Here is a 24,655-nt window from a genome sequence, read left to right as displayed (position 1 = left end):
GCCGAACAATTGTTGAGAAAGCCCCGTGCCCTTCGGCACGGGGCTTTCTGCATTTCAGGACGGCTCCACCAATTTCGTGTCGTAGGCCAGGATCACCGCCTGGATTCTGTCGCGGGAACCCGTCTTCGCGAGTATGCGGCCCACGTGGGTCTTCACCGTGGACTCCGCCAGGTGAAGCCGGCCGGCGATCTCGGTGTTCGTCCAGCCCTTCCCGATGACCGTGAGGATCTCGCGTTCCCGCTCCGTGAGCGTGGACAGGCGGGGATCCTCGTCCCGGGCGGCGCCCGCGGTGGCGCTGCCGGCCGGGAGACGGTGGGCGTAGGCGTCCAGGAGACGGCGGGTCAGGCTGGGGGCGACGACCGCGTCCCCGGTCGCCACCGAGCGGATGCCGGACAGGAGTTCCTCCGGCTGGGCGTCCTTGATGAGGAACCCCGAGGCACCCGCGCGCAGACCCGCGTGGGCGTACTCGTCCAGGTCGAACGTGGTGAGGATGAGGACACGGGTCCGGTCGCCGGAGGCGACGATGCGGCGGGTGGCCTCGATGCCGTCCGTGCCGGGCATGCGGATGTCCATCAGCACGACGTCCGGGTGGAGTTCGGCCGTCATGCGGACGGCTTCGCCGCCGTTCGACGCCTCGCCCAGGACGGTGAGGTCGTCCTGGCTCTCCAGCAGCATGCGGAAGCCGAAGCGCTGCAAGGGCTGGTCGTCGGCGATGAGGACGGTGGTCACTGCGGTGCTTCCTCCGGTAGGTGCAGATGGACGCGCCAGCCCCGTGCGGGGGCGGGGCGCGGGCCTGCCTCAAGGGTGCCGTCGTACAGGGCCGTTCGTTCCCGCATTCCGGGGAGGCCGCGGCCGTCGGTCGGGGAGGGGAGCGGGGTGCCCCGGCCCGTGTCGGTGACGGTGACCGTGACGGCGCCGCCGTCACCGTGAACCAGGGTGATCTCCGCGGTGGCGTCGGGGCCGGCGTGCTTGAGGGTGTTGGTGAGGGCCTCCTGGACGACCCGGTAGACGGTGAGCTCGCGGCCGGGGGGCAGAGCGGACGGCCGGCCCTCGGTGATGAGCCGGACGGGCAGGCCCGCGGCGCGGACGCCGTCGACGAGACGGTCCAGGTCGGTGAGGCCGGGCTGCGGGTTCCGCTCCGCGGGGAGGGCGGTGTCGTCGTCGCGGAGGACGTCGAGCAGGCGGCGCAGTTCGCCCAGTGCCTGACGGCTCGTGGTGCCGATGGCGTCCAGGGCCTGCGCGGCGCGGTCCGGGGACCGGGTGGCCGCGTACCGGCCGCCGTCGGCCAGTCCCGTGATGACGGACAGGTGGTGACCGATGATGTCGTGCATCTCGCGGGCGATCCGGGCGCGTTCGGCGGCGGTCGCGATGCGGGCCTGCTGGTCGCGTTCGGTCTCCAGACGGCGGGCACGGTCCTCCAGGGCCTCGGTGTAGTTCTCGCGGGTGCGGATGGTGACGCCGATGAGGACGGCCACGCCGACGGACGTCACGTACGAGCCGATCTGCTGGCTCCACTGGCCCTCGCCGTAGCGGGCCGTGGACACCGTCACTGGGGTGAGCATCAGGGCCGTCGCCCACCACAGGTCGCGCAGGGGGCGGCGCAGGGCCATGTGGTAGATGACGACCAGCTGGAGCAGGGCCGCCTGGAGGGTGGCGCCCGACCAGGCGTTGACGACGGCGAACGGGGCCATCGCGGCCATGACGGTCCCGGGGTGGGTGCGGCGCCACAGGAGGGGGACGGACAGGCCGAGGCTCAGGACCAGGAGGAGCGGGCCGGGGGTGTCCGGGTTGTGGGTGACGTTGCGCCAGCCGCCCCCGGTCCAGTCGATGAGCGCGGCCGTCGTCCAGAAGCCGGTGAAGACGGTGTCCCACAGCAGCGGATGGCGCCGGTCGAAGTCCCGGATCCACTCGTTGGCGCGTTGCACGTGCTGGGTGAGCGGCTCCGTCGTGCGAACGCCCGTCGACGGCGCCGCCTCCTGTTCGTTCGTCACGGGGTCCATGGTGGTGGGTTCGTCCGCCGGTCGGAGCCGAGTCATGGGTCGATCATCGTGCGCGGGGGGAGCGGTGCGCGTCGGGCCGGGGCCGTAATCGGGGTGAGGGGCGTAGTACCCCGGTACTACCGTGGCGGCCATGAGGACAGGCGTCGTGACCTTCGGGGACTGTGTGATCCGGCCGGTGCGGGCGGACGAGTGGCCCGCCGTGAAGGAGCTGCGGCTCACCGCGCTGCGGGATCCGGTCGCCGATCTCGCCTTCCTGGACACCTACGAGAAGGCCGTGGACCGGCCGGACTCGTACTGGCGGGAGCGCGCGGCGAACGGGGCCGAGGAGTCCGGCGGGGCACGGCAGTTCGTCGCCGAGACGGAGGACGGGCGCTGGGTGGGCACGGTCGCCGTGCTCATCGAGGAGGCCGGAACCACGGACTGGGCGGGGATGCCCGTCGAGCGACGGCAGGGGCACCTGGTGGGCGTGTACGTGGCGCCCGGGCACCGGGGGAGCGGGCTGACCGGGGCGCTGTTCGACGCGGCGCTGGAGTGGGCGTGGGGGCGCGGCGTGGAGCGGGTGCGGCTCGTCGTGCACGCGGAGAACGCGCGGGCGCTGGGCTTCTACCGCAAGGTGGGGTTCGTGGAGAGCGGGGTCACCGTGCCGTTGGCGGACAAGCCGGACGAGCGCGAGCTGGAGATGGTCGCCGGGCGGCCCGGGTCAGACCGGTAGCTCGTCGTGCGGCCAGCGGGCACGGGCCTGCTCGCGGGAGCGGAGCAGGGCCAGCGTCGGCATGCCCCGGTCCGTGCCGGTGGCGAGGAGGCCGGGGAGCTGGGGGAACGGGGCCACGGCCGCCACGTCGTCCAGGACGAGGGTGAGTGGTGGGTCGAGCCGACCGGAGGATGACCGTTCGGCCATGCGCCGGCCGTGCTCGACCACGTATGAGGTGAGCGCCGTCAGCAAAGGCATCGCGCCCGGACTGGTGCGGGGATCCTCGATGGATTCGCCCACAACATAAAGCGTGCCCCCTTCGTCGATGAAGGAATCCAAGGCGAGGGCATCATTTCGGTGAGGAGTGCACGCTTCGCGGACATGGAGGGTGGAGAGGGCGGCCAGGGCGCGGGTGGTCAGCTGCTGTGCCATGTCGCGGCGGTCGGGGTGCGCGGTCAGGGCCGCTTCGAGTTCGCCGGCGGAGCCGGGGGCGGCCTTGGGGTGGGTGCGCAGGATGCGCACGGCGTCGTGGACCTGGAGGCCCTGCGCCCAGCGGTGGACGTGGCGGACGGTACGGCCGTCTATGGCGGCCGCGTGGACGTAGCTGCGGAGCAGGGTCTCCGCGGTGTCGCTGACCGCCTGGTCGAGCCGGGAGGTGGGCCGGACGGGGGCGAGGAGTGCCGCGGCGCGGGTGGTGGCCGTCTGCTTGTCCTCGCAGCCGGCGGTGGGGGACCAGTGGAGGCGGGCCGGGGTGTCGCAGAGGTGGGTCGGGTCGTAGAGGTGGGTGGGGCCGAGCTTGGCGCGGGCGTCCTTGGTGTCGTGCCACAGGGCCGGGTTGGACGTGAGGACGAGGGCGGGGCCCTCCGCGTCCCGTACGGCCTGGGCGGCGGTGGTGTGCCGGGTGGCCGGGGGCCCGTAGTGCAGGCCCGCGGCCTCGGTGCGGGGGGTGTCCCAGCCGAGGGTCCGTCCACCGTCGGACGTCCGGGGGGCGGCGGGCGGTCCGGGCACCGGTGTCGGCTGCTCGGGAATTCTCGGGACCGGCACCTCGTGCTGCTGCTTCGGCTCCGGGGCCGGTGCCTGTGCCTGTGCCGGTGTCGGCGTCGGGTCGGGCTGTGGTTCCCGTACGGGTTCCGGGTGCCGCTCCCGTGCTCCGGTCGCCCGGTCCGCGCGGCGGCGGGCCCGTACGGCTCTCCAGCGGGCCACGGTGCCCACGGCGAACACCGTCAGGACGGTCAGAATCATCAGCTGGCCGATGAACAGGCCCCAGAAGAGGCCGTGTCCGGAGAGGTCGGCGGGTGGGGCGTCCGGCCAGGCGGCGGGCAGGTCCTGCGGGTCGGCGACGAGGTGGCGGACGGCCACCGGGGTGCGGGTGAAGGTGATGCCGGACGGCCAGCGGCCGTGGGCGAAGAGGCCCGCCAGTCCGGTGGCCGTCCACACCATCGTGGTCAGGCCGAGGAGGAAGGCGAGGATGCCGAGCAGCAGCCCGTCGGGGATGCCGCCCTGGCCGCCCGTGCCCCGGCCGGGCCCGCGGTGATCGTCCGGTCTCACGCGTGTTCCCCTTACGCCACCGTCGATTCGGAGTCGCCGACGTGCTGCTCCACGAAGGCCGCCGCCCGCTCCTCCGCCTCCAGCTCGGCGGCGCGCAGCGCGTCGTCGTTGTAGTCGGCGGAGGACTCGGTCATCGCGCGGTCGGTGAAGACCAGCGGGCGTTCCGACTCGGTGACCAGGTGCTTGACCACCTGGACGTTGCCGTTGACGTCCCAGACCGCGATGCCGGGGGTGAGGGTCGGGATGATCTCCACCGCCCATCGGGGCAGGCCGAGGACCCGGCCGGTGGCCCGCGCCTCGTCGGCCTTCTGGGCGTAGATGGTCCGGGTCGACGCCATCTTGAGGATGGCCGCCGCCTCCTTGGCGGCCGCGCCGTCCACCACGTCGGACAGGTGGTGGACGACCGCGACGAACGACAGGCCGAGGCGCCGCCCGAACTTCAGCAGGCGCTGGAACAGCTGCGCCACGAACGGGCTGTTGATGATGTGCCAGGCCTCCTCGACCAGGAAGATGCGCTTCTTCCGGTCGGGGCGGATCCAGGTGTGCTCGAGCCAGACGCCGACGATCGCCATGAGGATCGGCATGGCGATGGAGTTGCGGTCGATGTGGGACAGGTCGAAGACGATGAGGGGCGCGTCGAGGTCGATGCCGACGGTCGTCGGGCCGTCGAACATGCCGCGCAGGTCACCGTCGACGAGCCGGTCCAGGACCAGGGCGACGTCCAGGCCCCAGGCGCGTACGTCGTCTATGGCGACGTTCATCGCCTCCGCGGACTCCGGTTCGGGGTGGCGCAGGCGCTCGACGATGTCGGAGAGGACCGGCTGGCGTTCGACGATCGTCTCGTTGACGTAGGCGTGCGCGACCTTGAGGGCGAAGCCGGACCGCTCGTCCAGGCCGTGGCCCATCGCGACCTCGATGATCGTCCGGAGCAGCGCGAGCTGCCCGGTGGTGGTGATCGACGGGTCGAGGGGGTTGAGCCGGATGCCGTGGTCCAGGGCGGCCATCGGGTCGAGGCGGATGGGGGTTATGCCCATCTCGCGGGCGACGAGGTTCCACTCGCCGACACCGTCCTCGCCCTGTGCGTCCAGGACGACGACCTGGCGGTCGCGGAAGCGCAGCTGGCGCAGCACGTACGTCTTCTCCAGCGCCGACTTGCCGTTGCCGGACTCGCCGAGGACCAGCCAGTGCGGTGCGGGCAGCTGCTGGCCGTAGAGCTGGAACGGGTCGTAGATGTAGCCCTTGCCGGAGTAGACCTCGCGGCCGATGATGACGCCGGAGTCGCCGAGTCCGGGCGCGGCGGTCGGCAGGTACACCGCCTGCGCCTGGCCCGTGGACGTGCGCACCGGCAGCCGCGTCGTCTCGACCTTCCCGAACAGGAAGGACGTGAAGGCGTCGGTGACGACGGACAGCGGATCCCGCATCAGGACTCAGCCCCTACCTTCGAATGCCGGTGGCGAACGGGAGTGTGTTCACGAACGCGCGGTGGTGCTCGCGGTCGCACCACTCCAGCTTGAGGTACGACTTTCCGGCCGATGCCCGTATGGTCCGCTTGTCGCGGGCCAGGGCCTCGGGTGTGCGGGAGGAGACGGTGATGTAGCCGACCAGGTTGACGCCCGCGGCGCCGCTGGCGAGGTCCTCGCCGCGCTGGTCGAGCCTGCTGTGCGCGGCCAGGTCGCGCGGGTCGACCGTGCGGTTCATCTTGGCGGCGCGGGAGGCCTCCGCCACGTCGTTGGTCTTCTCGGTCAGCATCCGTTCGATGGCGACCTCGGTGGGTTCGAGGTCCATGGTGACGGCGACCGTGCGGATCACGTCCGGGGTGTGGACGAGCAGGGGGGCGAGGAAGTTGACGCCCACCGGCGTCATCGGCCACTCCTTGACCCAGGCCGTGGCGTGGCACCAGGGGGCGCGGGTGGCGGACTCGCGGGTCTTGGCCTGGAGGTAGGTGGGCTCCATGGCGTCCAGCTCGGCCGGCCAGGCGTTGCGCTGCGTCATCGCCTGGATGTGGTCGATCGGGTGGTCCGGGTCGTACATGGAGTGGATCAGCGAGGACAGGCGGCTCTGGCCGAGCGGCTGCCGTACGCGGATGTCGGCCTCCTGGAGCCGGGAGCAGATGTCGGTCAGCTCGCGGGCCATGACGACGGCGAGGCCGGCGTCACGGTCGACCTTGCCGCCGCCCTGGCTGCGCATGGCGCGGGCCATCGTGTTGGCCTCGGAGGCCAGCTCGCGGGTGTAGTGCATGCAGGCGACCAGATAGGCGCGGTGCTGTTCGCTGCTGGTCGACACCATCGACTGGAGCTGCTCGTAGGACTGCTGGAGCCACGGCGGTGACTTGTCGTCGCCGCGCAGGGAGACGTCCTTGGCGTGCGCGTCGGGGTCGGCGGGCAGGGTGCGGGCCAGCATCTGGATGCGGGTGACGAAGCCGTCGCCGTTGGCGACATGCTTGAGCAGCGTGCCGAAGCGGTCGACGAGGGCTTCCTGGTCCTCGGAGTCGCGCAGGCCGACGCCGGGGCCCTCGATCTCGATGGCGGCGGTGACGGTCTTGCGGTCCGCGTGGAGCAGCACGGCGATCTCGTCCGGTCCGAACGGGGCGGCGAGCCAGGTGATGCGCCCGATCCCGGGCGGCGGCCCGACCTCCACCTCGCGCCCGTCGAGGCGGGTGCCCGCCTCGACGACGCCGGAGCGGTAGGTGGTGCCGCGGCGCACGGTGCGTTTGTAGCTGCGGTTGATCTCGAACCACTTGTAGAAGGTGCGGCCCTTGTAGGGCACGTAGACCGCGGCGAGGGCGATCATCGGCAGGCCGGCGAGGAGCACGATCCGCACGCTCAGGACGGGGACGAGCAGCCCGCACATCATGCCGAGGAACGCGCCCACGACGATCAGCGCGATCTCACCGGTCTCGCGATTGCGGCCGACGATCGCGTTCGGCCGGGCGCGGCCGATCAGATACGTACGGCGGGGCGTGACCGGATGGGACAGATGGGACTCGGTCGTCAACGCCCTTCACCTCCCGTGCGGTTGTTGCTGCTGTTGCGGGTGCTGCTGGCGTGGGGGGTGTTCACCGGGCTGCTCGAGCGGGGCGCGGGGGCGGCGGTGCCGCCGCTGCCGGGGGTGCGCGAGCTGTGCGCGGCGACCCCGCCGGAGGCGGGGTTGGAGGAGCGGGCGCCGGAGGACTGGGCTCCGCCGCCGCTGTCGGCCCGGGTGCTGTGGGTCTTGATGCCCTGGGCGACCAGGGTCGCCGGGGAGCTGATGACGGCGGCGGCCTTGCCCTCGGCGCCCTGCATGAGGCGGTTGTTGCGGGAGCCGGCGATCTCGTCGCCGAAGCCGGGGACGAAGCGGTAGATCATCGCGGAGGCGAAGATGGCGAGCAGGATGATCGCCAGGCCGGAGACCACGGCGGAGAAGGCGTCGGGGCCCTCCTCGGCGGAGAGCGCCCCGGCGAGGCCGAGGACGATCACGATGACGGGTTTCACGAGGATCACCGCGATCATGATGCCCGCCCAGCGGCGTACGTGGCCCCACAGGTTCTTGTCGACCAGGCCCGCGTAGACGACGGTGCCGAGGAGGGCGCCGACGTAGAGCAGGGCCGCGCGGATGACGAGCTCCAGCCAGAGGATGCCGGCGGCGAGGATGGAGACGAGGGAGACGACGATCAGCATGATCGGGCCGCCGCCGATGTCGTCGCCCTTCTCGAGCGCGCCGGCGAACGTGCCGAAGAAGGTGTCCGTCTGGTCGCCGGTCGCCTTGGCGAGCACGTCGGTGATGCTGTCGGTGGCCGAGACGACGGTGTAGAGGATCAGCGGGGTGAACGCGGAGGCGAGGACGGTCAGCCAGAGGAAGCCGATCGCCTCGGAGATCGCGGTGGTGAGGGGCACGCCCCGCACCGCGCGCTTGGCGACCGCGAGCAGCCACAGGAGGAGCGTGAGGATCGTCGACGCGGCGAAGACGACGGCGTACTGCTGGAGGAACGTGTCGTTGGTGAAGTCGACGTTCGCGGTGTCCTCGACGGCGCCGCTGAGCTGCTTGATGGTCCAGGAGGCGGCGTCGGCGCAGCCCTGGGCGAGGGAGGCGAGGGGATCGAGGGTGGCGGAGGGGTCGTCGAGGGTGGTGGCACCCTCGCCGTTCTCACCCGCTTGTCCACGTTCGCAGTACTCCTTGGCGGGGCCGGCGATCAGCGCACAGGGGTTGTCGCTCTCCGTCGGCGTCGGCGTCGGGGAGGGCGAAGGGTCTGCGGCGGCCCGCGTGGCCAGCAGGACGGCGGTCGCTTGAACGGCGGCGACAAGGCCGGTGAGCTTGAAGACGCGGTGTCGGCTACCGGGCATAGGTGAGGCCTCCGAACTCCTGGACCGCCTTGCTGATCTCATCGGCTCCGGAGACGGGATTGTCTCCGGGGACGGGCGTGGGGCCGGTCTTCTGGCTGGTCTCGGAGACCTTCCAGTCGTCACCGCTCCAGTTGAGCTTCATGGTCACCGTGAACCAACTGCTGGTGACGGGGTTGGTCGACTTCTCTCCGGCCAGCCCGAAGAGGCCATGGCACCAGACCTCGACGGTCGCCGCGTTGTCGCTGTAGGCCGTGACCTTGGTTCCTGCGGGGACCGTGCGGTTGACGAACGTGCTGCCGTCGGGGGCCTTGCCGTTCGCGTCGAGCCCGAGGGACTTGAGGAAGTCGGCGGAGTAGTCCGCGTCGAAGCCGGACTGAAGGCTGTCGACGGAACGGGAGTCCGCCAGGGCCTGCACGATCTCGCGCCGGCGGTCCGGGCGGAACATGCCGTCGGAGCCGAGTGCCACCGCGTAGTTCGCCGCCGCGCTCTCCGCGCCCTGGCGGTCGTGGGCGAAGCCGGAGGGGATGCCTGCCGTCTTTGCGTCCACCGGCATCTTGCCCGAAGGGGCCGTCGCCGCCGCTTTGGGGGAGTCGGCGGAGCCGCCCTCCTCCGCTGCGGAATCGTCTCCTCCACGGTTCGCGAAGGCGATCGCGGCGATCAGGACGACCACCACGCCGACGACGGTGACGAGGCTGCGCGAGGACGAACGGGCGCCTCTGCGCGGCCCGCCGTACGGGTCGCCGCCCCCTTCGGGCAGGCGGGTGCGGGTCTGACCGGTGTCGTCTCCGAGACTCATGCCGCGTACGCCCCCTCAGCGTCGTGCGGAAACACCTCGTACTCCGTGTACTCCACGTACGACGGTAGCCGGGCCGGCTCCCGTTCGGGTGCGGTGTGGTGACTGGACATCAGGGAAACGCAACCTCAGCCGGTGGGCACGACGGGCGGGTGGGATGGGAGGGGGCCGGGCGTGCCCGGTCGGGAGCGGTGGCGCGGGGCTAGACGGCCATGCCGTACACGATGGTGAACAGGGTGCCGAGCGAGCCGATGATGAAGACGCCCGTGAGCCCCGCGATGATGAGGCCCTTGCCCTGTTCGGCGCTGAAGGTGTCCCGCAGCGCGGTGGCACCGATGCGCTGTTTGGCCGCGCCCCAGATGGCGATGCCCAGGCAGATGAGGATGGCGACCGCCATGACCACTTCGATCATGATCTTGGCCTCGTTGCCCAGGCTGCCGAAGGGGCCCCAGTCGGGAGCGATCCCGCCGATGATGGTGTTGATGTCTCCCTCGTCGGCCGCGAAGAACATGTAAGTCACCGCCCTGGTATGGGTAGTTCCGCTTCCTCTGCGGGAGTGCAGAGTTCAGGCCTCATTGTCACCGACGATGGCGCCTTCGTATGTCGACTTGGCGTCATCAGTTGGCGGGTTTCGTAGGAATAGCTTGCCACCGGCGCGCGCCGGACCCCGGCAGGGGCGCGTTCCGGAGAGTGAAGAGTCGTATCGTCACTCTGTGTATCACGGTGTGTCACGCCGGGCAACGAGGCTGGTCACCGGGATTTCTGACAGGTGTTCGGGTGACTGTGCGCAGGGTTCTGGGCCACGAAGTGATCGAACTCACCGGCCCGGACTCCTCGTACGAAGGCGTCCGAGCGGGGGCGGTCGGTACTTCGCCAGTTGGGCCTCGGAGTCGAGGAAGGCGGGGCCGTGGGATTGGTCGAGATGGACGGTGCCGAGCGGCGGGACGGGGCCGGTGGAGTAGTGGAAGGACTGACCCGAGCCGGGCAGGACCCCGGCTCGAAGGTGAGCACTCGCACGGCGATGTGCTCCCGCTCGCTCATGTCCAGCGGAACGGGCGCGTCGCTGTTCGGGGGCCCGAGGGGGCTTCGGGCGGAAAGGTGCTGTGGGCGGAGTGCGGCTGACCGTGCATTTCGTCGTACGGGATCACCCCGCCGGACACCTGACGCCCTTACACTGTCGGGCGGCGGTGGACTGCCGGACGGTGAGGGGTGGTTGACGGTGCGTAAGGTCTGGGTCGGAGCGACCCTCGCCGTCAGCTCCGTGCTCGCCTTCGTGATGCTGCTGGTCGTCGGGGTGTACGTGATCGCCGGGAACGTCGTGAACGGCGTGGGCGGCGGGGCGGCCAAGACGCTCGCCAAGGGCAGCGTGCCGGCGGCGTACCAGCAGCTCGTCGCGACGTGGGGCAACCTCTGCCCCGCCATCAACCCGGCCCTGCTCGCCGCCCAGCTCTACCAGGAGAGCGGCTTCAACCCGAAGGCGCAGAGCCACGCGGCGGCGCAGGGCATCGCCCAGTTCATCCCCGGCACCTGGGCCACGCACGGCATCGACGGTGACGGTGACGGGGACCGGGACGTGTGGGACCCGAAGGACGCGATTCCCTCCGCGGCGACGTACGACTGCGCCCTCGCCGGCTACGTGAAGGACGTCGGCGGGGATCTGACCGAAAACATGCTCGCCTCGTACAACGCGGGGGCGTACGCGGTCATCAAGTACGGGGGCGTGCCGCCGTACAAGGAGACCCAGAACTACGTGAAGCGCATCCGGGCGCTGGAGCAGAGCTTCGCCGCGCCGGTCGGACGGGTCGACCCCTCGAAGCAGGCCGCCGGCGCCATCGCCTACGCGCAGAAGAAGCTCGGCACGCTCTACCTCTGGGGCGGGAACGGCACTCCTGAGCAGGGAGGACGTTTCGACTGCTCGGGGCTGACGAAGGCGGCGTACGAGAGTGTGGGGATCACGCTGCCGCGCGTGGCGAACGACCAGTACAACGCGGGTCCGCATCCCGAGCGGGACGAACTGCTCCCCGGTGATCTGGTGTTCTTCTCGGACGACCTCACCAATTCACGGGCCATCCGGCATGTGGGCATTTATGTCGGCGGCGGGTACATGATCGACGCACCCAGGACGGGTGCCGTGATCCGATTCGACCCGATCGACACTCCTGACTACTTTGGTGCCACCCGTGTCACCGAAGATGGCGCGAAAGCACTCCCCACAACGGTGTGAGCGCCGCGTTGACCCTCCCCCTGAGCTGCGGAGATGCATCTCTCTTCGATAACGTCTGCGTGATCATTCGGTGGAGCGTGGAACGTATCAGCGGGGGTCGTGCGTTCCTGTTGTCGTAGCCGAGCCGATGAGCGGGTCTACGGACCACGGGGGTGGTTTGGACGGCGTGCGCACCGCACGCCGGGAGATATGGACGAAGGGGCCGCAGCACCATGGCTGGACTCGCCGATTCCGGGTCGAACCCCGACGTCGACCTGCTCTATGACATCAACGGCCTCGCCAAGGACGCGCCGCCGTGGTTCGACCACGTGATGGAGTTCGTGGGCGAGTTCGGCATCCTGTTCGCCCTGCTGGGGATGCTGACGTGGTGCTGGTGGGGCGTCAGACGGCGGGGCGGCGAGGACGCGGCCGCCACCGTGGCGGCCCTGGTGTGGGCCCCGCTCGCGGCGGGCGTCGCGGTCCTGGTGAACGTGCCGATACGCGGGTTCGTCGAGCGGCCCAGACCCTTCAACGACCACGAGGGACTCGAGGTCCTGGTGGCCGGCAAGACCGACTACTCGTTCGTCAGCGACCACGCGACGCTCTGCATGGCCCTGGCGGTGGGACTGTTCCTGGCCAACCGGCGGCTCGGGATCTTCGCCCTGGTGCTCGGACTGATCGGCGGGTTCATCCGCGTCTACATGGGTGTGCACTACCCGACGGACGTCGTGGGCGGACTCGCGCTCGGCACGGCCGTCGCGCTGCTGCTCTCGCCGCTCGCCATGGCCCTGCTGACGCCGCTGATGCGGGCGATCGAGCGGTCGCCGCGCGGCGGATGGCTGATCAAGGCACGCGGGCCCGTGGCCCGGACGACCCAGGAGGAGAACCGGCCCTCCGAGCCCGGGCGGCGCGACCTGGCGGCCTGAGCCGGCGCCCGGGCCCGCCCATGGGCCGGGGGACGGCTCGCGGTCACTCGGGGGTGTGGTTCCTGGCGTCCGTGCGGGCCAGGCTCCTCGCTCTTCTCGCGGGGCCGCGCCAGCCGCAGGTGCAGGAGGCGACGCAGAAGGGCCCCCGCTCCGAGGTGGTTGTCCGGTGTTCCTCAACGGTTGCCGCGACGTCCTGCTCTTCCACCTGACCACCGTACCGCTCCGGATGTGTGCGCGTGACGGCCTCGACCACCGGTCGTTAACCGGGGGAAAGACGGCCCGTGTCGGACGGAGCGGGGGTAGGCGGCCATGGCAGGACGAGCACCGCGGCGCCGGTGGACCGGTGGTTCCGCCGTCGCTCTCGGAGCCGCCGGGTGCCTGGCGCTCGGTGCCCTCGCGGGGTGCGGCAGCAGCGGGGCCGCCACCGGCGGCCCGACCGGCGGCCCGGCGGCGGCGAAGGTCGTGCGGGAGGCGGCGGACGCGCTCGTCGCGGCGGGCAGCTCCAAGGCGCGCACCTCGCTGGAGATGGCGACCGGCGGTACCCGGGTCACCATCAGGGGCGAGGGGGTCTACGACTACCGCAACCGGCTCGGCCGGCTGAAAGTGCTGCTGCCGCAGGACCCGGCCGGCGACACCGTGCGGCGGCCGATCACCGAGCTGCTCGCCCCCGGGGCCCTGTTCATGAAGAACCGGGGAGCCGGAGTGCCCGCCGACAAGTGGGTGAGGGTGGACACCGGGACCCTGTCCGACGGGAACCTCGTCACCGGCGGCGCCACCGACCCGTTCACCGCCGCCGAGGTGCTGCGCGGCACGCGGTCCCTGACGTTCGTCGGGCGGACCGAGGTCGCCGGGACGAAGGTGCGCCACTTCCGGGGGACCGCCGATCTGGAGGAAGCCTCGCGGGTGGCCTCGCCGGCCAACCGGAGCCCGCTGGGCGCGGCGGCGAAAGGGTTCGCCACCGCGCGGGTGCCGTTCGACGTGTACCTCGACGACCAGGGGCGGATCCGCAAGGTCCGGCACCGGTTCAGCTTCGTCAACGGCCGCCGGGCCGAGCCCGTCGCCGTCGCCTCGACGACCCTGCTGTACGACTTCGGGGTCCCCGCCGACGTACGCCTCCCGGAAGCCGGTGACATCTACGCCGGCCGGATCGCCGAGCAGTGAACGGCCCGGAGTGACCGGCGGGAACTAGCCCTTCCGTGCCATGCGCGGTGCGTAGGGCGCTGCCTACCCTAGGAAGTCGGTGACGACGGAGAAGAGGTGAGGCGCGTGGCTCCGCTCGGGGGCGTGACGGTGCAGGACCACGTGGCGCTCGCCGAGATCGAACTGTGCGGGGAGCTGATCATCGCCGCCTCCGCCGCCGAGGACCGGCTCAGCCTGGAGAGCATCGACCAGGTGCTGCGGGTCGGCGAGACCCGCACCGAGCCGGGCGACGGCTGACGACGGCTGAGGACCGCTGAGGACGGGGTCAGGTCCGCAGCATGCGGGCGATGGCCTGAGTGGCCTCCTTGACCTTCGCGTCGATCTCGTCCCCGCCCTTGACGGCCGCGTCCGCGACGCAGTGGCGCAGGTGCTCCTCCAGCAGCTGCAGCGCGAACGACTGCAGGGCCTTGGTGGAGGCGGACACCTGGGTGAGTATGTCGATGCAGTAGACGTCCTCGTCGACCATGCGCTGGAGCCCGCGGATCTGGCCCTCGATACGGCGCAGCCGCTTCAGGTGTTCCTGCTTCTGCTCGTGATAGCCGTGAATGCCCCGGTCGTGATCGGTCACGATCCCGGGAGTGGAGGCCGCGTCCGCGCCGGTTTCAGTGGTCGTCATCGCGTCCTCCTGAAATGATGATGGCCGAGATATACCCCTGGTGGGTATATGGTACCGAACTTTGCTGGGTATAGGCCTGATGGCCAATGACAAGCGCTGCGGCCGGGTACGGGCCTCGGACCGCCCCCGTGCTCATCACTGTGCCTGATGGGCGACACTGGAGGGCGGCCCGTTACACGTGGCCGGATGATGCGCCTAGCATCAGCCTGACCGAAACCGATGCATACCGAGGACCCCACGTGCGCTTTCGTCTGACCCCCAGGGAGACGAGCTTCTACGACATGTTTGCCGCGTCCGCGGACAACATCGTCACGGGCTCCAAGCTCCTGATGGAACTGCTCGGGGCGGACACCTCCGCCCGGGCCGAGATCGCAGAGCGTATGCGGGCCGCGGAACACGCCGGTGACGACGCCACACACGCGATCTTCCACCAGTTGAACTCCTCGTTCATCACGCCCTTCGACCGCGAGGACATCTACGCCCTCGCGTCGTCCCTCGACGACATCATGGACTTCATGGAGGAGGCCGTCGACCTCGTCGTCCTCTACAACGTCGAGGAACTGCCGAAAGGCGTCGAGCAGCAGATCGAGGTGCTGGCGCGGGCCGCGGAGCTCACCGCGGAGGCCATGCCGCACCTGCGCACCATGGAGAACCTCACCGAGTACTGGATCGAGGTCAACCGTCTGGAGAACCAGGCCGACCAGATCCACCGCAAGCTGCTGGCCCACCTCTTCAACGGCAAGTACGACGCCATCGAGGTGCTGAAGCTCAAGCAGATCGTGGACGTACTGGAGGAGGCGGCGGACGCCTTCGAGCACGTGGCGAACACGGTGGAGACCATCGCCGTCAAGGAGTCCTGAGCTCTTCATGGACACCTTCGCACTGGTCGTGACCATCGGGGTCGCGCTCTTCTTCACGTACACGAACGGATTCCACGACTCGGCGAACGCGATCGCCACGTCCGTCTCCACGCGCGCGCTGACACCTCGGGTCGCGCTCGCGATGGCGGCCGTGATGAACCTCGCCGGCGCCTTCATGGGGTCGGGGGTCGCCAAGACCGTCAGCGAGGGGGTGATCCAGACACCCGAGGGGTCCACCGGGATGGGGATCCTCTTCGCCGCGCTGGTCGGGGCGATCGTCTGGAACCTCATCACCTGGTACTTCGGGCTGCCCTCGTCCTCCTCCCACGCGCTGTTCGGCGGCATGGTGGGCGCGGCGCTCGCCGGTGGCACGACGGTGTACTGGAGCGGAGTGCTCGACAAGATCGTCATTCCGATGTTCGTGTCGCCGGTCGTGGGACTGCTCGCCGGTTACCTGGTGATGACCGCGATCATGTGGATCTTCCGGCGGGCGAACCCGCACAAGGCGAAGCGGGGCTTCCGTATCGCGCAGACGGTGTCCGCGGCGGGTATGGCGCTCGGGCACGGTCTGCAGGACGCGCAGAAGACGATGGGCATCGTGGTGATGGCGCTGGTCATCGCGGATGTCGAGGACTACGGCGATCCGATCCCGGTGTGGGTGAAGATCGCTTGCGCGGTGATGCTGTCCGCCGGCACGTACGCGGGTGGCTGGCGCATCATGCGGACGCTGGGGCGGAAGATCATCGAGCTGGATCCGCCGCAGGGGTTCGCGGCGGAGACGACGGGTGCGTCGATCATGTTCGGGTCGGCGTTCCTGTTCCACGCGCCGATCTCCACCACGCATGTGATCACTTCGGCGATCATGGGGGTGGGGGCGACGAAGCGGGTCAACGCCGTGCGGTGGGGGGTGGCCAAGAACATCGTTCTCGGCTGGTTCATCACCATGCCTGCGGCGGGGGCGGTCGCCGCGTTGTCCTACGGGGTCGTGTACCTGGTGTTCCTGTAGCGGGGCCGCCCCGGCTGACTGCCCGCGGAGAGCGAGAGACGTGGAAGGGCCCGCCCCCCTCGGGGGGCGGGCCCTTTGCCTCGCGGTGGCACCGCCATGCAGCACCGCGAGGGGACTGTCAGCCGAAGCGGCCGGAGATGTAGTCCTCCGTGGCCTGCACCGACGGGTTGGAGAAGATGCGCTCCGTGTCGTCGATCTCGATCAGCTTGCCGGGCTGGCCGACCGCCGCGAGGTTGAAGAACGCGGTGCGGTCGGAGACGCGGGCCGCCTGCTGCATGTTGTGTGTCACGATGACGATCGTGAACTGCTCCTTCAGCTCACCGATCAGGTCCTCGATGGCGAGGGTGGAGATCGGGTCCAGGGCGGAGCAGGGCTCGTCCATCAGCAGCACGTTCGGCTCGACGGCGATGGCGCGGGCGATGCACAGCCGCTGCTGCTGACCGCCGGAGAGGCCCGAGCCGGGCTTGTTGAGGCGGTCCTTCACCTCGTTCCAGAGGTTGGCGCCGCGCAGCGACTTCTCCACGACGTCGTCCAGCTCGGACTTCTTGTACTTGCCGTTCAGCCGCAGGCCCGCCGCCACGTTGTCGTACACCGACATGGTGGGGAAGGGGTTCGGGCGCTGGAAGACCATGCCGACCTCGCGCCGCACGGCCACCGGGTCGATGCCGGCGCCGTACAAGTTCTCGTCGTCGAGCATGACCTTGCCGTCGACCCGGCCGCCGGGGGTCACCTCGTGCATGCGGTTGAGGGTGCGCAGGAAGGTGGACTTGCCGCAGCCGGAGGGGCCGATGAAGGCCGTCACGGAGCGGGGCTCCACGGTCATCGAGATGTCCTCGATGGCGAGGAAGGAGCCGTAGTAGGCGTTGAGACCGCTGACGTCGATGCGCTTGGCCATGGGTATCACTTCTTCTTTCGGTTCGGGGGAGGCCTCAGCGACCGGTCTTCGGGGCCTTCCAGCGGGCGATGCCGCGGGCCACCAGGTTGAGGATCATGATGAACGCGATCAGCGTCAGGGCCGCCGCCCAGGCACGGTCGTAGGCCGCGCCGGAGCCGCCGCTGTTGGCGTACTGGAGGTAGATGTACATCGGCAGCGACGCCTGCGGGTCCTGGAACGGGTTGGTGTTGATGAAGTTCGTGACCCAGACCAGCAGCAGGACGGGGGCGGTCTCACCGGTGATGCGGGCGATCGCGAGCATCACGCCGGTGGTGATGCCGCCGATGGAGGTCGGCAGGACCACCTTCAGGATGGTGCGCCACTTCGGCACGCCGAGGGCGAGGGACGCCTCGCGCAGCTCGTTCGGGACGAGCTTGAGCATCTCCTCCGTGGAGCGGACGACCACCGGGATCATCAGGATGGACAGGGCCATCGAGCCGGCGAAGCCGGACGGGCCCATGTCCAGCATCAGGATCCACACACTGAGGACGAACAGACCGGCGACGATGGACGGGATGCCCGTCATGACGTCGACGAAGAAGGTGACGGCCTTGGCGAGCCGGCCGCGGCCGTACTCGACGAGGTAGATGGCGGTGAGCACACCGATCGGCACGGAGATCAGGGTGGCGAGGCCGACCTGCTCCAGGGTGCCGACGATGGCGTGGTAGATGCCGCCGCCCGGCTCGGTGTCGGCGACCACGCCCATCGAGTGGGTGAGGAAGTAGCCGTCGAGGACCTTCACGCCGCGCTTGACCGTCTCCCAGATGAGGGAGATCAGCGGGACGAGGGCCATCAGGAAGGCGACCCACACCAGGCTGGTCGCGGTGCGGTCCTTGGCCTGACGGCGGCCCTCGACCTTCGCCGAGACCGCGTACGAGCCGACGACGAAGAGCACGGCCGCGATGAGCGCCCACTGGATGTCGCTGTCCAGGCCGGCCGCGGTGCTGATGCCGAGGCCCAGGACGACCGAGCCCGCGGCGACCGCCCAGCCGAACCACTTCGGCAGCGTCGCGCCGCGCAGCGAACTCGGCTTCGGGGTGAGGGTTGCGTGGCTCATGCGTTGGCCCCCGAGTACTCCTTGCGGCGGGCGATGATCAGCCGGGCCGCGCCGTTGACCAGCAGCGTGATGACGAACAGGACGAGACCGGAGGCGATCAGGGCGTCCCGGCCCATCTCGGTGGCCTCGTTGAACTTGCTGGCGATGTTCTGGGCGAAGGTGCCGCCGCCGGTGTCGAGCAGGCTGGCGTTGATGTCGAAGCTGGAGGAGAGCACCATGGCCACGGCCATCGTCTCGCCGAGCGCGCGGCCGAGGCCCAGCATCGAGGCGGAGATGACACCGGAGCGGCCGAAGGGCAGCACCGACATGCGGATGACCTCCCAGCGCGTCGCGCCGAGCGCCAGGGCCGCCTCCTCGTGCATCCGCGGAACCTGCCGGAAGACCTCGCGGCTCACGTTGGTGATGATCGGCAGGATCATGATGGCGAGCAGGATGCCGACGGTGAACAGCGAGCGCGGGGCGCCGTCGTTCCACTCGAAGATCCCGGTCCAGCCGAGGTAGTCGTCCAGCCAGCCGTAGAGGCCCTCCAGGTGCGGGACGAGGAAGAGGGCGCCCCACAGGCCGTAGACGATGGAGGGAACGGCGGCGAGCAGATCGATCACGTACGCGATGAGGCCGCCGAGGCGGCGGGGCGCGTAGTGGGTGATGAACAGGGCGATGCCCACCGAGACCGGGACCGCGATGACCATGGCGATGATCGACGACACGACGGTGCCGAACGCCAGGACGGCGATGCCGAACTCCGGCGGGATGCCGCTGGGGTTCCAGTCGAACGAGGTGAAGAAGTTCGCCTCGTTCTCGCTGATGGCTATGGAGGCGCGGTAGGTCAGGAAGGCCGCGATGGCGGCCATGAGGACCAGGACGAAGATGCCGGACCCGCGGGAGAGCCCGAGGAAGATCCGGTCACCGGGGCGGGTGGCCCCGCGGGCGGCGCGCTTGTCCACGGGCGCGGCCGGCCCGGGCGCGGCGGGGGGTGCGGCTGGTTTCTGTGTCGTGATGTCCATCGGGTTCTCCGGTCTGCGGAGCCGCCGGGGCCGGCGGCTCGGTCGGAGCCGTCCGGGGTCCGGGGGCTCCTGATGGCGGTGCACCGGACGGTGCGGACCGGCTCCGTGGTCGGGGCCGGTCCGCACTCTCGGGTCAGGCGAGGCTCGAGATGGTCTCGCGGACCTTGGTGATGATCTCCTGGGGCATCGGGGCGTAGCCCGCGTCGGCCAGCAGCGACTGACCGTCCTCGGAGGCCATGTAGTTCAGGAAGGACTTGGTGGTGGGCAGGGTCTCCGCCTTGTTGCCCTTGTCGCAGACGATCTCGTACGTCACCAGGACGATCGGGTAGGCGCCCTCGGCGGAGGGGGTGTAGTCGAGCTCCAGCGCGAGGTCCTTGCCGGTGCCGACGACCTTCGCGGCGCCGATGGCGGCGGTCGCGTTCTCGACGGTGGCGGCGACCGGCTCGGCGGCCTCGGTCTTGACGGAGACGGTCTTCATGCCGTCCTTGGCGTAGGACAGCTCCATGTAGGAGATGGCGCCGGGGGTCTGCTTGACCTGCTGGGCGACACCGGAGGAGCCCTGCGCGGACTGGCCGCCCTTGGCCTCCCAGGACTTGCTGGGCTCGTACGTCCACTCCTTGGGCGCGGCGGCCTGGAGGTAGGTGGTGAAGTTGTCCGTGGTGCCGGACTCGTCCGAGCGGTGGAAGGCCTGGATCTTCAGGTCGGGGAGCTTGGCGTCGGGGTTGAGCTTGGCGATCGCCGCGTCGTTCCAGTTGGTGATCTTGCTGTCGAAGATCTTGGCGAGGGTCGGCGCGTCCAGGACGAGCTCGTCGACGCCCTCGACGTTGAAGCCGACGGCGATCGGACCGCCGACCATCGGCAGGTCGATGGCCTGGCCGTCCTTGCAGATCTTCTGGGACTGCTTGATCTCCTCGGCGTCCATCGCGGAGTCGGAGCCGGCGAACGCGGTCTGGCCCTGGAGGAACGCGGTGATGCCGGCGCCCGAACCGGTCGGGTTGTAGTTGACCTGCACGCCCTTGCAGGCCGCGGCGTACTGCTTCACCCAGGCGTCGATGGCGTTCTTCTGCGCGGAGGAGCCGGAGGCGGCGAGCTGGCCCTTGGCGTCACCGCAGTCGATGTTGCCGGCCTGCGTGGTGGCGGAGGCGCCGTCGCCGCTCGCGTTGCCACCGGTGTCGTCGGAGCCGCACGCCGTGAGGGCCAGGGCGCCGGAGACGGCGAGAGCACCGAGAGCGAGGGCCCGCCGGTTCTTGCGCTGAAGCTTCACTTGAGTTCCTTCCAGTGGCCGCCGTCCTGAATTCGGCGGCGTGCGAAGCGGGTGATGTGGTCGCCTCCGTGCTCCTCGGGCGATCCGCATCCGGTAAGGCCGAAATTAGGCAGAACAGGTGAAGCCGCCGATGGCCGTAAATGAACGAGGGGTGAACCCCTGAGGACGGTGCGGTGAGGTCACGGAACGCTCACGTCGAGGACACGGGGTGATATCCCGGACGGTCAGTCTCCCGGGCGGAGCGTGGCGAGGAGGGCGTCCACGAGGCCGGCGTCACCCGGGCGGGTGAGGCGGGCGCGGGCGGCGTCCGGCGGGAGCCAGAGCAGGCGGTCGACCTCGTCGTTCGGAGTGAGGGCGCCGGAGACGGCCTCGGCCGCCCAGTAGCGGACCTGCTTGGGGCGGCCGGCGGCGAGGTAGTGCGCGGTGGGCAGCTCGGCGGACGGCACGGCGGTGTGTCCCGTCTCCTCGGCGACCTCGCGCAGGGCGCCGGCCAGCGGGTCCTCGCCGCGCTTGAGCTTGCCCTTGGGCCAGGACCAGTCGTCGTACTTGGGCCGGTGGACGAGGCACAGTTCCAGGTCGCCGGTCACGGGCGAGCGGCGCCACAGGACGCAGCCGGCGGCGTGGACGGTGAGGGTGCGGTGCTTGCCGGGGGTGCCCACCGGGTGCCTCCCTAGGACGTGCCGAGGGCTTCCTTCTGCCAGGCGCGCTGGAACGCGTACCGCGCGGCCTCCACTTCATGCCGCTGGTCGGCGTGCAGGACGCCCAGCGCGTACGCGGTGGCGGGGGCGATGCGGGGGGTGCGGGCCGCCTGCGCCGCGGCGGCGGCCGCCTCGGAGGCGTCGCGGTGCCGGTCGAGCGCCTCACCGGCGGTGAGCAGACACGGGTGGGCGGCGGTGCGCAGCACCTCGCGCGCGTAGCGGTGCAGCCGCAGCAGGAGCCGCACCTGGTGCCAGGCGGCGTCCTGCGGGTGCGGGGAGGGGTCGGGGGAGAGGCCGTGGATCAGAGCCTCCGCGTTGTACGGGCTGCCCGCGGTGAGCAGGGGCAGCGCGGTGACGGCGTCGGTCAGCCGCTCGTGCGCGGCGTCGGCCATCGGGCGCAGGTCGGCGCCGTCCGCGGCGGGGGACAGCGGCACCTCGCTGGCGAGTAAGGCGACCTTGTCGGCGATCGCGTGGAACCGGGAGGAACCGAGCGCCTGGAGCGCGGTGGAGTGCGCCCGGGTCCGGGCCAGCGTCAGCTGCCGGTCCAGCAGGGCACCGGCCTTGGCGGCACCGACGGTGAGGTTCCCCCGGTCCGGGGCGGGCACGGCCCGTACGACGGCCCGGTCGGACGCGGCGGCGGGGGCGGTGGCGGGAGCCGGCTCCGGGACGGTGGTGGTCACGGTCGCGGTGACGGTCGCGGCGCGCCGCGCCGGGGCGGTCGTCCCGTCCACCGCCCGGTGCCTCCCGTCGGACGGCGGGCCGCAGGCGGCCGGGGAGCGGGTGGCCGTCGCCCGGGCGGGCGCCGGGAACGGGGCCGCTCCCGACAGGCGGTGCAGCGCCAGGAGGAGCTGGTTCAGGCGGGCGGTGCACGCGTGTTCCTGGGCCAGCGTGCCGGACACCCAGGCCAGTTCGGGGCGCAGCGCCTCCGCCCAGCCGGGGTCCAGGACCGGCTGGAAGGTGTGGAGACCGGCGCTGATGCGGCGGGCCGCGCGGCGCAGCGCGCGGGCCGCCTCGACGGAGTCCTCCGACGCGGCCGCGCCCGCACCGGTCTCCCGGTGCAGACGCAGCGCGCGCAGGAACTCGGTCGCCCGGTCCCGCAGATAGCCGGCCAGGGCGTCCGCCGGGACGGGACCGGCCGTCGGATCAGGGTGTCGCTGTGCCACGCCGGCGCCTCCGGGCGTCTATGAGCATCTCCTGGACGTTGCGCAGGGGCTGGCCCTCCGCGTCCGTCGCGTGCCGGGTCCACTCGCCGTCCGGGCCGAGGTGCCAGGACGCCGTGGTGTCGGACATGCCGGTCTCCAGCAGCCGGTTCAGCGCGGCCCGGTGGGCGGGGTCGGTGACCCGGACCAGCGCCTCTATCCGGCGGTCGAGGTTGCGGTGCATCATGTCCGCGCTGCCTATCCACACCTCGGGCTCCCCGCCGTTGCCGAAGGCGAAGACGCGGGAGTGCTCGAGGAAGCGGCCGAGGACGGACCGGACCCGCACGTTCTCCGACAGCCCTCCCACGCCCGGCCGGATCGCACAGATGCCGCGCACCCAGATGTCGACCGGCACGCCCGCCTGCGACGCCCGGTAGCAGGCGTCGATGACGGCCTCGTCGACCATCGAGTTGACCTTGATGCGCACGTACGCGGGCCGCCCGGCACGGTGGTGCTGCGCCTCCTTGTCGATCCGTGAGACCAGCCCGTCCCGCAGGGACTTGGGGGCGACGAGGAGGCGCCGGTAGGTCTCGCGGCGGGAGTAGCCGGAGAGGCGGTTGAACAGGTCGGAGAGGTCCGCGCCGACCTGCGGGTCGGCGGTGAGCACACCGAGGTCCTCGTACAGCCGGGCGGTCTTCGGGTGGTAGTTGCCGGTGCCGACGTGGCTGTAGCGGCGCAGCGTCTCGCCCTCCTGGCGGACCACCAGGGACAGCTTGCAGTGGGTCTTCAGACCGACCAGGCCGTAGACGACGTGGCAGCCCGACTCCTCCAGCTTGCGCGCCCACTTGATGTTGGCGTGCTCGTCGAAGCGGGCCTTGATCTCGACCAGGACGAGGACCTGCTTGCCGGACTCGGCGGCGTCGATGAGCGCGTCGACTATCGGGGAGTCGCCGGACGTGCGGTACAGGGTCTGCTTGATGGCGAGCACGTCCGGGTCGGCGGCCGCCTGCTCCAGGAACGCCTGCACGGAGGTGGAGAAGGAGTCGTACGGGTGGTGCAGCAGCACGTCCCGGCTGCGCAGCGCCGCGAAGATGTCCGGCGGGGACGCCGACTCCACCTCCGCCAGGTCGCGGTGGGTGCCCGCGACGAACTTCGGGTACTTCAGCTCGGGCCGGTCCAGGCTGTGGATGCGGAACAGCCCGGTGAGGTCGAGCGGGCCGGGCAGCGGGTACACCTCCGCCTCGCCGACCTTCAGCTCGCGCACCAGCAGGTCCAGCACCTCGCGGTCGATGGACTCCTCCACCTCCAGCCGCACCGGCGGCCCGAAGCGGCGCCGCATGAGCTCCTTCTCCAGCGCCTGGAGCAGGTTCTCCGCGTCGTCCTCCTCCACTTCGAGGTCCTCGTTGCGGGTGAGCCGGAAGGCGTGGTGCTGGAGCACCTCCATGCCCGGGAACAGCTCCTCCAGGTGGGCCGCGATCACGTCCTCGATGGGTACGTAGCGGCCGGGGGAGCTCTCCAGGAAGCGGGACAGCAGCGGCGGCACCTTCACCCGGGCGAAGTGCCGGTGGCCGGTGACCGGGTTGCGCACCACGACGGCCAGGTTCAGCGACAGGCCGGAGATGTACGGGAAGGGGTGCGCCGGGTCGACCGCGAGGGGGGTGAGGACGGGGAAGATCTGGTGCCGGAACAGCGTGAACAGCCGGGCCTGCTCCTTCTCCGTCAGCTCGTTCCAGCGGACCAGGTGGATGCCCTCCTCCGCGAGTGCGGGGGCGACGTCCTCGTGGTAGCAGGCGGCGTGCCGGGCCATCAGCTCGCGGGAGCGGGCCCAGATCATCTCCAGCACCTCGCGCGGCTGGAGGCCGGAGGCGGAGCGGGTGGCGACCCCGGTGGCGATGCGGCGCTTCAGGCCGGCCACGCGCACCATGAAGAACTCGTCCAGGTTGCTGGCGAAGATCGCGAGGAAGTTCGCCCGCTCCAGGAGCGGGGTGGCGGGGTCCTCGGCCAGTTCCAGCACGCGCTCGTTGAAGGCGAGCCAGCTGCGTTCCCGGTCGAGGAAGCGGCCCTGGGGGAGCGGGGCGCCGTCGGTCTGCGCCTCCTCGTAACCGTCGAGGTCCGCGTCGATGTCGGGTTCCAGGTCGGAGACCACTCCGGCCACGGTGTGCGGGCGGTGGGCGGCTATGGAGCCCACGGAGGGCTGCGGGTGCTGTACCTGTGCCTGGGCGTTGGGCTGGCTCATGCCCCCATTCTTCCGCGCCGGGGGCGTCACGGGCGCGTCGGAATGCGCGGGTGGGATCGGCGGTGGCCCTGAGGCGTCCCCGTTCCCCCCGTTCACCCGTCGGGGCGGTGCAGGCTCTGGCACGGCGGGATGCATTGGCCGAGCGTCGCAAGCCTGTCTGA

General features: G+C 70.7%; 23 protein-coding genes. 7 read left to right on the top strand and 16 right to left on the bottom strand.

Features of this window, described 5'->3' with window-relative positions; all coding sequences use genetic code 11:
* Positions 1-54 precede the first annotated feature (54 nt).
* Positions 55-729, bottom strand: a complete 675-nt coding sequence (locus IE118_RS29240) for a response regulator (protein WP_189561087.1) — start codon at positions 727-729, stop codon at positions 55-57.
* Positions 726-2,000 (bottom strand): sensor histidine kinase, encoded by a 1,275-nt coding sequence (locus IE118_RS29235; RefSeq protein WP_229846980.1) that lies wholly within the window; start codon positions 1,998-2,000, stop codon positions 726-728. Before IE118_RS29235 ends, IE118_RS29240 begins: the two co-directional genes overlap by 4 nt.
* A gap of 130 nt (positions 2,001-2,130) precedes the next feature.
* On the opposite strand from IE118_RS29235, the gene IE118_RS29230 reads away from it, so the two are divergent.
* Complete coding sequence (locus IE118_RS29230; RefSeq protein WP_189561085.1) at positions 2,131-2,712, top strand: GNAT family N-acetyltransferase; 582 nt, start codon at positions 2,131-2,133, stop codon at positions 2,710-2,712.
* Here IE118_RS29230 and IE118_RS29225 read toward each other — a convergent pair.
* The 6 genes from IE118_RS29225 to IE118_RS29200 form a co-directional block, all read right to left on the bottom strand.
* Complete coding sequence (locus IE118_RS29225; RefSeq protein WP_189561084.1) at positions 2,701-4,239, bottom strand: type VI secretion protein; 1,539 nt, start codon at positions 4,237-4,239, stop codon at positions 2,701-2,703. The genes IE118_RS29230 and IE118_RS29225 overlap by 12 nt on opposite strands.
* Before the next feature lie 11 nt (positions 4,240-4,250).
* Positions 4,251-5,660, bottom strand: coding sequence for an ATP-binding protein (locus tag IE118_RS29220; RefSeq protein WP_189561083.1), 1,410 nt, complete (start codon positions 5,658-5,660; stop codon positions 4,251-4,253).
* Positions 5,661-5,673: 13 nt separating this feature from the next.
* Positions 5,674-7,233, bottom strand: coding sequence for an SCO6880 family protein (locus IE118_RS29215; protein WP_189561082.1), 1,560 nt, complete (start codon positions 7,231-7,233; stop codon positions 5,674-5,676).
* Positions 7,230-8,558, bottom strand: coding sequence for a hypothetical protein (locus tag IE118_RS29210; protein ID WP_189561081.1), 1,329 nt, complete (start codon positions 8,556-8,558; stop codon positions 7,230-7,232). Before IE118_RS29210 ends, IE118_RS29215 begins: the two co-directional genes overlap by 4 nt.
* Positions 8,548-9,354 (bottom strand): DUF8175 domain-containg protein, encoded by an 807-nt coding sequence (locus IE118_RS29205; protein WP_189561080.1) that lies wholly within the window; start codon positions 9,352-9,354, stop codon positions 8,548-8,550. The genes IE118_RS29210 and IE118_RS29205 overlap by 11 nt, the downstream gene beginning before the upstream one ends.
* 199 nt (positions 9,355-9,553) lie before the next feature.
* The gene (locus IE118_RS29200) at positions 9,554-9,862 is read right to left on the bottom strand and encodes a DUF8827 family protein (RefSeq protein ID WP_030829533.1); all 309 of its coding nucleotides are present in this window, start codon (positions 9,860-9,862) and stop codon (positions 9,554-9,556) included.
* Positions 9,863-10,627: 765 nt separating this feature from the next.
* On the opposite strand from IE118_RS29200, the gene IE118_RS29195 reads away from it, so the two are divergent.
* From IE118_RS29195 to IE118_RS29180, 4 genes are all read left to right on the top strand, one after another.
* Positions 10,628-11,575, top strand: a complete 948-nt coding sequence (locus tag IE118_RS29195; protein WP_373298426.1) for a C40 family peptidase — start codon at positions 10,628-10,630, stop codon at positions 11,573-11,575.
* A gap of 212 nt (positions 11,576-11,787) precedes the next feature.
* Complete coding sequence (locus IE118_RS29190) at positions 11,788-12,480, top strand: phosphatase PAP2 family protein (protein WP_189561079.1); 693 nt, start codon at positions 11,788-11,790, stop codon at positions 12,478-12,480.
* A gap of 309 nt (positions 12,481-12,789) precedes the next feature.
* Complete coding sequence (locus IE118_RS29185) at positions 12,790-13,641, top strand: SCO4651 family lipoprotein (protein WP_189561078.1); 852 nt, start codon at positions 12,790-12,792, stop codon at positions 13,639-13,641.
* Positions 13,642-13,737: 96 nt separating this feature from the next.
* Complete coding sequence (locus tag IE118_RS29180; protein ID WP_189561077.1) at positions 13,738-13,917, top strand: hypothetical protein; 180 nt, start codon at positions 13,738-13,740, stop codon at positions 13,915-13,917.
* A gap of 28 nt (positions 13,918-13,945) precedes the next feature.
* On the opposite strand, the gene IE118_RS29175 is transcribed toward IE118_RS29180, so the two are convergent.
* The gene (locus tag IE118_RS29175; protein ID WP_229846977.1) at positions 13,946-14,296 is read right to left on the bottom strand and encodes a metal-sensitive transcriptional regulator; all 351 of its coding nucleotides are present in this window, start codon (positions 14,294-14,296) and stop codon (positions 13,946-13,948) included.
* 239 nt (positions 14,297-14,535) lie between these two features.
* Here IE118_RS29175 and IE118_RS29170 point away from each other — a divergent pair, with 239 nt between their 5' ends.
* Positions 14,536-15,156 carry a DUF47 domain-containing protein gene (locus IE118_RS29170; RefSeq protein WP_037930976.1) on the top strand — a complete coding sequence of 207 codons (621 nt, stop codon included), beginning with the start codon at positions 14,536-14,538 and terminating at the stop codon, positions 15,154-15,156.
* Positions 15,157-15,163: 7 nt separating this feature from the next.
* Positions 15,164-16,162 carry an inorganic phosphate transporter gene (locus IE118_RS29165; protein ID WP_189561076.1) on the top strand — a complete coding sequence of 333 codons (999 nt, stop codon included), beginning with the start codon at positions 15,164-15,166 and terminating at the stop codon, positions 16,160-16,162.
* Between the two features lie 118 nt (positions 16,163-16,280).
* Here IE118_RS29165 and pstB read toward each other — a convergent pair whose 3' ends face one another.
* From pstB to IE118_RS29130, 7 genes are all read right to left on the bottom strand, one after another.
* Positions 16,281-17,057: a phosphate ABC transporter ATP-binding protein PstB gene (gene pstB, locus IE118_RS29160; RefSeq protein WP_189561075.1), complete on the bottom strand. Its 777-nt coding sequence runs from the start codon at positions 17,055-17,057 to the stop codon at positions 16,281-16,283.
* A 34-nt stretch (positions 17,058-17,091) separates the two neighbouring features.
* Positions 17,092-18,153, bottom strand: a complete 1,062-nt coding sequence (gene pstA, locus IE118_RS29155; protein WP_189561074.1) for a phosphate ABC transporter permease PstA — start codon at positions 18,151-18,153, stop codon at positions 17,092-17,094.
* On the bottom strand, positions 18,150-19,157 hold the full coding sequence (pstC, locus tag IE118_RS29150) for a phosphate ABC transporter permease subunit PstC (RefSeq protein WP_189561073.1): 1,008 nt from the start codon (positions 19,155-19,157) through the stop codon (positions 18,150-18,152). Before pstC ends, pstA begins: the two co-directional genes overlap by 4 nt.
* A 133-nt stretch (positions 19,158-19,290) precedes the next feature.
* A complete protein-coding gene (pstS, locus tag IE118_RS29145) occupies positions 19,291-20,421 on the bottom strand; it encodes a phosphate ABC transporter substrate-binding protein PstS (RefSeq protein WP_189561072.1) in 1,131 nt (376 codons plus the stop codon).
* 224 nt (positions 20,422-20,645) lie between these two features.
* Positions 20,646-21,080: an NUDIX hydrolase gene (locus IE118_RS29140; RefSeq protein WP_189561071.1), complete on the bottom strand. Its 435-nt coding sequence runs from the start codon at positions 21,078-21,080 to the stop codon at positions 20,646-20,648.
* A gap of 11 nt (positions 21,081-21,091) precedes the next feature.
* Positions 21,092-22,282 (bottom strand): CHAD domain-containing protein, encoded by a 1,191-nt coding sequence (locus IE118_RS29135; RefSeq protein WP_189561070.1) that lies wholly within the window; start codon positions 22,280-22,282, stop codon positions 21,092-21,094.
* Entirely contained in the window at positions 22,263-24,629 is a 2,367-nt protein-coding gene (locus IE118_RS29130; protein ID WP_189561069.1) for an RNA degradosome polyphosphate kinase, read from the bottom strand. Before IE118_RS29130 ends, IE118_RS29135 begins: the two co-directional genes overlap by 20 nt.
* Positions 24,630-24,655 lie beyond the last annotated feature (26 nt).

Origin of the sequence: Streptomyces pilosus (assembly GCF_014649835.1) — a bacterium.
Taxonomy (GTDB): domain Bacteria; phylum Actinomycetota; class Actinomycetes; order Streptomycetales; family Streptomycetaceae; genus Streptomyces; species Streptomyces pilosus.
The sequence above is the reverse complement of the archived record's forward strand: the minus strand, read 5'-3'. Positions and strand labels throughout refer to the sequence as shown.